This window comes from Sphingopyxis sp. (assembly GCF_025869345.1).
Classification (GTDB): Bacteria; Pseudomonadota; Alphaproteobacteria; order Sphingomonadales; family Sphingomonadaceae; genus Sphingopyxis.
Genome location: NZ_JAOZVW010000031.1, coordinates 63663 through 71992 on the forward strand (window position 1 = coordinate 63663; position 8330 = coordinate 71992).

The 8330-nt window shown below is 67.2% G+C and carries 7 protein-coding genes; 6 read left to right on the top strand and 1 reads right to left on the bottom strand.

Annotated features, from left to right (window positions below; genetic code table 11):
* The first annotated feature begins 79 nt into the window (after positions 1 to 79).
* Positions 80 to 2623 (top strand): DNA topoisomerase (ATP-hydrolyzing) subunit B, encoded by a 2544-nt coding sequence (gene gyrB / locus OJI97_RS03785; protein ID WP_297661259.1) that lies wholly within the window; start codon positions 80 to 82, stop codon positions 2621 to 2623.
* 98 nt (positions 2624 to 2721) lie between these two features.
* Positions 2722 to 3126, top strand: a complete 405-nt coding sequence (locus OJI97_RS03790; RefSeq protein WP_297661261.1) for a septal ring lytic transglycosylase RlpA family protein — start codon at positions 2722 to 2724, stop codon at positions 3124 to 3126.
* Positions 3127 to 3310: 184 nt separating this feature from the next.
* On the opposite strand, the gene OJI97_RS03795 is transcribed toward OJI97_RS03790, so the two are convergent.
* Positions 3311 to 4240: a glutaminase gene (locus OJI97_RS03795; RefSeq protein ID WP_297661263.1), complete on the bottom strand. Its 930-nt coding sequence runs from the start codon at positions 4238 to 4240 to the stop codon at positions 3311 to 3313.
* 96 nt (positions 4241 to 4336) lie between these two features.
* Here OJI97_RS03795 and OJI97_RS03800 point away from each other — a divergent pair, with 96 nt between their 5' ends.
* From OJI97_RS03800 to OJI97_RS03815, 4 genes are all read left to right on the top strand, one after another.
* Positions 4337 to 4810: a VOC family protein gene (locus OJI97_RS03800; RefSeq protein ID WP_297661265.1), complete on the top strand. Its 474-nt coding sequence runs from the start codon at positions 4337 to 4339 to the stop codon at positions 4808 to 4810.
* Positions 4807 to 5136 (top strand): helix-turn-helix transcriptional regulator, encoded by a 330-nt coding sequence (locus OJI97_RS03805; RefSeq protein ID WP_297661267.1) that lies wholly within the window; start codon positions 4807 to 4809, stop codon positions 5134 to 5136. The genes OJI97_RS03800 and OJI97_RS03805 overlap by 4 nt, the downstream gene beginning before the upstream one ends.
* Positions 5133 to 5603, top strand: coding sequence for an SRPBCC domain-containing protein (locus OJI97_RS03810; RefSeq protein WP_297661269.1), 471 nt, complete (start codon positions 5133 to 5135; stop codon positions 5601 to 5603). Before OJI97_RS03805 ends, OJI97_RS03810 begins: the two co-directional genes overlap by 4 nt.
* Before the next feature lie 236 nt (positions 5604 to 5839).
* On the top strand, positions 5840 to 8248 hold the full coding sequence (locus OJI97_RS03815; protein ID WP_297661271.1) for a ligase-associated DNA damage response DEXH box helicase: 2409 nt from the start codon (positions 5840 to 5842) through the stop codon (positions 8246 to 8248).
* Positions 8249 to 8330: the final 82 nt, after the last annotated feature.

The window sequence follows — 8330 nt, forward strand, 5'->3', positions numbered from 1 at the left end:
GCGCGCAACGGCCCATCCGAAAAGGCCGAGAGGCGCATTTTCGCTTGGGTTTTGCGCCCCTCGACCCTATATAATCGATATGACAGAACCGAGTGAGAACGGCGCGAGCGAAAGCGCCTCCAAACAGCCCAACGCAAATGCCTATGGCGCCGATTCGATCAAGGTCCTGAAGGGCCTCGACGCGGTCCGCAAGCGCCCCGGCATGTATATCGGCGACACCGACGACGGGTCGGGCCTGCACCATATGGTGTTCGAGGTCAGCGACAATGCGATCGACGAAGCGCTCGCGGGGCATTGCGACCTCGTGCTCATCACCCTCAACAGCGACGGGTCGGTCAGCGTCGAGGATAATGGCCGCGGCATCCCGACCGGCATCCATGCCGAGGAAGGCATTTCGGCGGCCGAGGTCATCATGACCCAGCTCCACGCCGGCGGGAAGTTCGAGAATACGAGCGACGACAATGCCTACAAGGTGTCGGGCGGGCTCCACGGCGTCGGCGTCAGCGTCGTCAACGCGCTGTCGGAATGGCTCGAACTGACGATCTGGCGCGACGGCGAGGAGCATTGGATGCGCTTCGAGCATGGCGATTCGGTTGCCCCGCTCGTCGTCCGCGGTCCCGCCCCCGCAGGCAAGAAGGGCACGCGCGTCACCTTCCAGGCGTCGACCGAGACGTTCAAGAACGTCACCGAGTTCGATTTCGAGAAGCTCGAGCATCGCTACCGCGAGCTCGCCTTCCTGAACTCGGGCGTCCGCATCAAGCTGGTCGATGCGCGCCATGCCGAACATGCGACGCACGATCTCTTCTACGAAGGCGGCATCGCGGCCTTCGTCAAATGGCTCGACCGCAGCAAGAATCCGCTGCTCCCCGATCCGATCGCGATCAGCGCCGAGCGCGACGGCATCGGCATCGACGTCGCGTTGGAGTGGAACGACAGCTATTATGAAAATGTCCTCTGCTTCACCAACAACATTCCGCAGCGCGACGGCGGCACGCATCTCGCTGCTTTCCGCGCCGCGCTGACGCGCACCCTGAACGGCTATGGCGACAAGTCGGGGCTGCTGAAGAAGGAAAAGGTCTCGCTGACCGGCGAGGATATGCGCGAGGGGCTGACCGCGATCGTCTCGGTCAAGCTGCCCGATCCCAAATTCTCGTCGCAGACCAAGGACAAGCTTGTTTCGTCCGAGGTTCGCCAGCCGCTCGAAAGCCTGATGGCCGACCGGATGACCCAATGGCTGGAGGAGAATCCCGCCCATGCCAAGGCGGTGGTCCAGAAGATCGTCGACGCCGCCGCGGCGCGCGAGGCGGCGCGCAAGGCGCGCGAGCTCACTCGCCGCAAGGGCGCGATGGACATCGCGAGCCTTCCCGGCAAGCTCGCCGACTGTCAGGAGCGCGATCCTTCGAAATGCGAACTGTTCCTGGTCGAGGGGGACTCGGCAGGCGGCTCGGCGAAGCAGGGTCGCGACCGGCACGTGCAGGCGATCCTGCCGCTCAAGGGCAAGATCCTGAACGTCGAGCGCGCGCGCTTCGACCGCATCATCTCGTCGAAGGAAGTGGGGACGCTGATCCAGGCGCTCGGCACCGGCATCCGCGACGAGTTCACCCTCGAGAAATTGCGCTATCACAAGATCGTGATCATGACCGACGCCGACGTCGACGGCGCGCATATCCGCACGCTGCTGCTCACCTTCTTCTATCGCCAGATGCCCGAGATCATCGAGAACGGCCATCTCTACATCGCCCAGCCGCCGCTCTACAAGGTCGCGAAGGGGCGGAGCGAGGTCTATCTCAAGGACGATAGCGCGCTCGAAAATTATCTCGTCGATGCCGGGATCGACGCGCTGCTGCTCGAAACGCCGGGCGGGGCGCGGTCGGGCAACGACCTGCGCGAACTGATCGAGCATGGCCGGCGGCTGCGCGCGCTGATGCGCTACGTCCCGCGCAGCCTCGACCATGGGCTGGTCGAGGCGCTGGCCTTCACCGGCGCGCTCGATCCGGCACTCGACACCGCCGGCCGCCACAGCGCCGCCGAGACGGCCGCCGCCTGGCTCGGCGCCGCCGAGCGTGCGCTGACCGGCGGCAGCGAAGCCGTCTGGACCGTGCAGGCGGTCGAGGGCGGCGGCTATACGCTCGAACGCCGCTGGCGCGGGGTCAGCGACCATCATGTCGTCGACGCCGCCTTCCTCGCGAGCCAGGAGGCGCGCCGCCTCCACCTGCTGGCGAGCGAGCAGGCCGAAACCTATGCCCGGCCCGGCCGGCTGGTGAAGGCGACCGGCGCCACCGCCGTCGAGACCGACGCCGCCGAAGGCGAGGAAGAAGAGGTTTCCGCGGCGTCGAACGCCAAGGCGAACCCGGTGACGCGCCCGTCCGAACTGCTCGACGCGATCTTCGCGCACAGCCGCAAGGGGCTGTCGATCAGCCGCTACAAGGGGCTGGGCGAAATGAACGCCGAACAGCTTTGGGAAACCACGCTCGACCCCGCGAACCGCTCGCTGCTGCGCGTCGACGGCGCGCAGGCCGACGACGTCAAGCTGATCTTCGAGCAGCTCATGGGCGACGAGGTCGAACCGCGCCGCGACTTCATCCAGACCAACGCACTGTCGGTGGCGAATCTGGACGTTTGATAGCATCCTGACGTAAATTCGGTTCATTCCGACGCGCGGCGGCTTGTCATGACAGGCCGCCGCTGCTTTTGGCCCTCCACCGAAAAGGGGAGGATGTCATGCGGGCCTTTTCAGCCGTACTGATACCGCTTCTGCTGACGGTTTCGGCCGCGGCGCAGGAAGCTCAGACCAACGACGAGCCGGCCGCTGAGGTCGAGCAGGCGACCGAAATCGACGGCGGAATGGCGAGCTATTACGGCGACGAACTCGCCGGCAACCGCACCGCGAGCGGCGAGCGCTTCGACCCTGACGAGCTGACCGCCGCTCATCGCTCGCTCCCCTTCGGCAGCCTGGTTCGCGTCACCAACGTCGCGAACGGCGACAGCGTCGTCGTCCGCATCAACGACCGCGGCCCCTTTTCGCGCGGCCGGGTGATCGACATCAGCCACGCCGCCGCCCGCCAGATCGGCATGCACCGCAGCGGCACCGCGCGGGTGAAGCTGGCGCTGCTCAACAACGATTGAGGCGCGGGGTAGCGTTCTGGGACGGCCGAGGGGCGACATTCGATATTCACAACTTTCGTCATTCCCGCGAAAGCGGGAACCCAGCGTGGGGTCAGCCGACGCGCGCTCTGGGTTCCCGCTTTCGCGGGAATGACAAAGTTTAGGAAACAGCGGCTCGCCATTCTCAAAGCCGCCTGGCCGTGTCCTAATCGAACACCGACCACCCCGCCGCATAGGCGAAATGTTCGAGCGCGATCGCGCCGACGAGCGACGTTCCCGCCTCGGTGAGCCCCGGCGACCAGACGGCGATCGATCCCTGCCCCGGCGCGATGCAGAGGATGCCGCCGCCGACCCCGCTCTTGCCCGGCAGGCCAACGCGAAAGGCGAATTCGCCGCTGTTGTCGTAATGGCCGCAGAGCATCATGATCGCGTTGATGCGCCGGGCGCGGTGCGGCTTGATGCATTGCTCGCCGGTCAGCGGATCGCGGCCGTCCATCGCCAGGAACAGCCCGGCGCGGGCGAGCTGGCGGCAGCTCATCGCGATTGCGCACTGGCGGAAATAGACGCCCAGCGCCTCCTCGACCGGATGCCGCAAATTGCCGAAGCCCTTCATGAAATAGCCGAGGCTGCGGTTGCGCGCGCCGGTTTCGGATTCGGAGGCCGCGACCCCGGCGTCGATCGCCACACTGGCATCGCCGGCGCGGGCGCGCAGGAAATCGAGAATCTCGGCCACCGTCGCATCGCCGCTCCGCCCGTCGATCAACCGGTCGGTGGTCGCGATCGCGCCCGCGTTGATCAGCGGATTGCGCGGGATGCCGTTCTCGCTTTCGAGCTGGACGATCGAGTTGAAGGCGCTGCCCGACGGCTCGCGCCCGACGCTCTCCCACAGCGAACCGCCGAGGCGGCGGAGCGCGAGGGCGAGAGTGAAGACCTTCGACACCGACTGGATCGAAAAGGGAATGTCGACGTCGCCCGCGGTGTGGACGGTGCCATCGGGCAGCGCGAGCGCGAAGCCGAAGCGGTTCGGATCGACCGTCGCCAGCGCGGGGATATAGTCGGCGACCTTGCCCTTGCCGCGGTGCGGCAGCGCGACGGCATAGGCTTCGGCGACGCAGCGGGCGAGGTCGGCTGTCATGCGCTTTTCCTAGCAACTTCACTCGCGATTGCATGTATTTTCTTATTTGTGAAAATATTCTATAAATATGAAATCGATTGATTCGGGAGACATATCATGGCCGAGCATCCGCGCCCCAAGGGGCTTTCGAGCGCCGTCTGTTACACGGACAGCAAGGCGGCGTTCCGCTGGCTGGAGGAGGCGTTCGGGTTCGAGCCCCTCTTCGTCCTGCTCGACGAGCAGGGCAACCTCGCGCACAGCGAGATGGAATATGGAAATTCGACGATCATGATCGGCAACGAGTGGTCGGACGATCACCGCAGCCCCGCGAATCTGGGCGGCAAGAACACGCAGACGGTGCACGTCCAGCTCGGCCGGGGCGAGGACATCGACGCGCATTGCGCGACGGCGCGCGCCGCGGGCGCCGACATCATCGCCGAGCCCGAGACGCAATTCTATGGCGACCGCACCTATCGCGCCAAGGATCCCGAGGGGCATATCTGGACTTTCGGCGTCACCGTCGCGGAAAAGACGTCCGACGAATGGGATGCCGAGGGCGGTTTCACGACCAAGACGCGGCTCGACGATTGAGCGCCGCGCTCGACCGGATGCTGGGCGCGCTCGCCGATCCGAAACGGCGGCGCGCGATCGAACTGCTGGGGCAAGGGCCGCGCAGCGCCGGCGAACTCGCGGACGCACTCGGCCTCGCGCCGCCCGCGATGAGCCGGCACCTGCGGGCCTTGAAGGAGGGCGGGCTGGTCGAGGACGGCCACCCCGCCTTCGACGCGCGCGTCCGCATCTACAGCCTCAAGCAGGGCGCGACCGACGAATTGAAGCGCTGGCTCGCCGAGACCGAAGCGCGGTGGACGCACCAGCTTGCCGCGTTCAAACGCCACGTCGAAAGCGGCGACGCATGAGCGGCGCGGCGGTGATCGTCGCGCTGCGGATTGCGGCCACCCCGCAAGCGGCCTTTGCGGCCTTCACCGACGGCATCGGCCGCTGGTGGCAAAGCCATCCGCTCTTCCCGCTGTCACCCAAGGGCGACGGTGCGCTGCGCTTCGACCCTGCGGGACCGGGCGGGCGGCTGGTGACGCGCTTCGCCGACGGCGAGGAATGGGAGATCGGCGCGGTGCATTGCTGGCGGCCCGGCGAGCGCCTGGCCTTCGGCTGGCGCCTGCCGAGCTTCGCCGAGAATCAGGCAACCGAGGTCGAGGTGCGCTTCGAGGCGGTCGGCGCGGAGACGCGCGTGACGGTCGAGCATCGCGGCTGGGATGCGATCCCGCAAAGCCATGCCGCGCGGCACGGGTTCGAGCTGATGCTCTTCCAGCAAAGGCTGAGCGAGCATTGGCGGGGGTTGCTGAAGGGGTTGGCAGCTCTGGGATAGGGAAGCACACATCCCCCATTTTCGTCATTCCCGCGAAAGCGGGAACCCAGAGCGTGCGTCGGCTGACCCCACACTGGGTTCCCGCTTTCGCGGGAATGACAAAGTTATGAGACGCCAAGCGTCCTTTCCGGTCGCTTTCAGTTAGGATAGGTCGGCTTCCGGCCGATAACGGATACACGCGCCGTCATCCGCTCGGGGCACTTGCCCCCCACCCTTTGCAACGCCACATCTTCCCCATGCGCCTCCCCGCCCCCTTTGCCGACTGGTTCGCCGCGCGCGGGTGGCGGGTGCGGCGGCATCAGGCCGATATGCTCGCGGCGGGGCAGCGCGGCGACCATGCGCTGCTCGTCGCCGCGACCGGCGCGGGGAAGACGCTGGCGGGGTTCCTGCCGACGCTCGTCGACCTTGCGGCGAATCCCTCCGACCGGCTGCACACCCTCTATGTGTCGCCGCTGAAGGCGCTCGCCGCCGACGTCGAGCGCAACCTCCTCGGCCCGATCGCCGAGATGGACCTCGCCATCAGCGTCGAAAGCCGCAGCGGCGATACCAGTTCCGACAGGAAGGCGCGCCAGCGCGCCAGGCCGCCGAACATCCTGCTGACCACCCCCGAATCGCTGTCGCTGCTGCTCTCCTATCCCGACAGCTTCGCGATGTTCGCCGATCTCCAGACCATCGTGATCGACGAAATCCACGCCTTCGCGCCGGGCAAGCGCGGCGATCTGCTGAGCCTGGCGATGGCGCGGCTTCAGGCGCTCGCGCCCGGCCTACGCCGCGTCGGCCTGTCGGCGACGATCGCCGACCCGGATGCCTATCGCCGCTGGCTCGCGCCCGACGCCGACGCGAGCGCGGTGACTTTGGTCGAGGGCGAGCCCGGCGCCGATCCCGAGATCCGCATCCTGCTGCCCGAGGGCGCGGTGCCGTGGGCGGGGCATTCGGGGCGCTACGCGGTGCATCAGGTGATGGCACAGATTGCGAAGAACCGCACCACGATCATCTTCTGCAACACGCGCGGGCTGGCGGAACTGATCTTTCAGGAGCTGTGGAAGGTCAACGACCTGTCGCTCCCCATCGCGATCCATCACGGCAGCCTCGACCGCGAGGCGCGCCAGCGCGCCGAAGCGGCGATGGCGGAGGGGCGGCTGCGCGCGCTCGTCGCGACCGCGAGCCTCGATCTCGGGCTCGACTGGGGCGACGTCGATTGCGTGATCCAGATGGGCGCGCCCAAGGGAAGCTCGCGGTTGCTCCAGCGCATCGGCCGCGCCAATCACCGGCTCGACGAGCCGAGCCGGGCGCTGATCGTGCCTGGCAACCGCTTCGAATATCTGGAGGCGCGCGCCGCGCTCGATGCCGTGGAAGCGGGCGAACGCGACGCCGACCGCTTTCGCCCCGGTGCGCTCGACGTGCTCGCGCAGCATGTGATGGCGCTCGCCTGCGCCGCGCCGTTCGCCGAGGCCGAATTGCTCGCCGAAATCCGCACCGCGGCGCCCTATCGCTGGATCGACGCCGAAATTTTCGCGCGGCTGCTCGGCTTCGTGCGCGACGGCGGCTATGCGCTCAAAAGCTATGACCGCTTCCGCCGCCTCGCCCCCGACGGGCAAGGCCGCTGGCGCCTTTCGCATCCGCGATTGGCGGCGCAGCACCGGCTCAACGCCGGGATCATCGTCGAAGCGCCGATGGCAGCGGTGCGCTTCCGGAACGGCCGCCGCCTCGGCCAGGTCGAGGAATATTTCGCGAGCACGCTGACCCCCGGCGACACCTTCGCCTTCGCGGGGCTCAGCCTGGAGGTCGAATCGATCCGCGACACCGACCTGATCGTCCGCGCGACGACGCGCCCGGCGCGCATCCCGTCCTATATGGGCGCGCGCCTCGCCATCTCGACCCGCCTCGCCGACCGGGTGCGGAATTTCCTTGCCGATCCGGCGAGTTGGCAGCGCTTTCCCGAGGATGTCCGCTTCTGGCTGGAGATGCAGGCGCTGCGATCGGTGCTGCCGCGCCCCGGCGAACTGCTCGTGGAAACCTTTCCGCACGAGGGGCATCATTATATGGTCTGCTACCCCTTCGAGGGGTGGAACGCGCACCAGTCGCTCGGGATGCTGATCACCAAAAGGATGGAGCGCATCGGCTTGCAGCCGCTCGGCTTCGTCGCCTCCGACTATGCGATCGCGATCTGGTCGCTGCGCCCGGTGACGAATCCCGAAGCGCTGTTCGACGCCGAAATCCTGTCCGACGAGTTCGTCGAATGGGTCGAGCAATCGCACCTGCTGAAGCGCGCCTTTCGCGAGGTCGCGGTGATCGGGGGGCTGATCGAGCGTCAGCATCCGGGCAAGCGCAAGACCGGCAAGCAGGTGACCTTTTCGACCGACCTGATCTTCGACGTGCTCAGGAAATATGAGCCCGACCATCTGCTGCTCGAAGCCGCCTGGGCCGATGCGCGCGAGCGATTGACCGACGTCGCGCGGCTCGGCGACCTGCTCGACCGCGCCGCGGGGACGATGGTGCACCGGCCGCTCGACCGGATCAGCCCGCTCGCGATTCCCGTGCTCGTCCTGATCGGGCGCGAGAATGTCGCCGCGGCCGACCTCGACGATGCGCTGCTCGGTGACCTCGCCGACGCGCTGGCGGACGAGGCGATGCGCGCCGAATAGAGCGCGATCATCTTTGGTCGAAGCACGCCGTTTTATCCGTGCGTCCCCGCGAAGGCGGGGACCCAGAGCGGCCTCGCGCTAC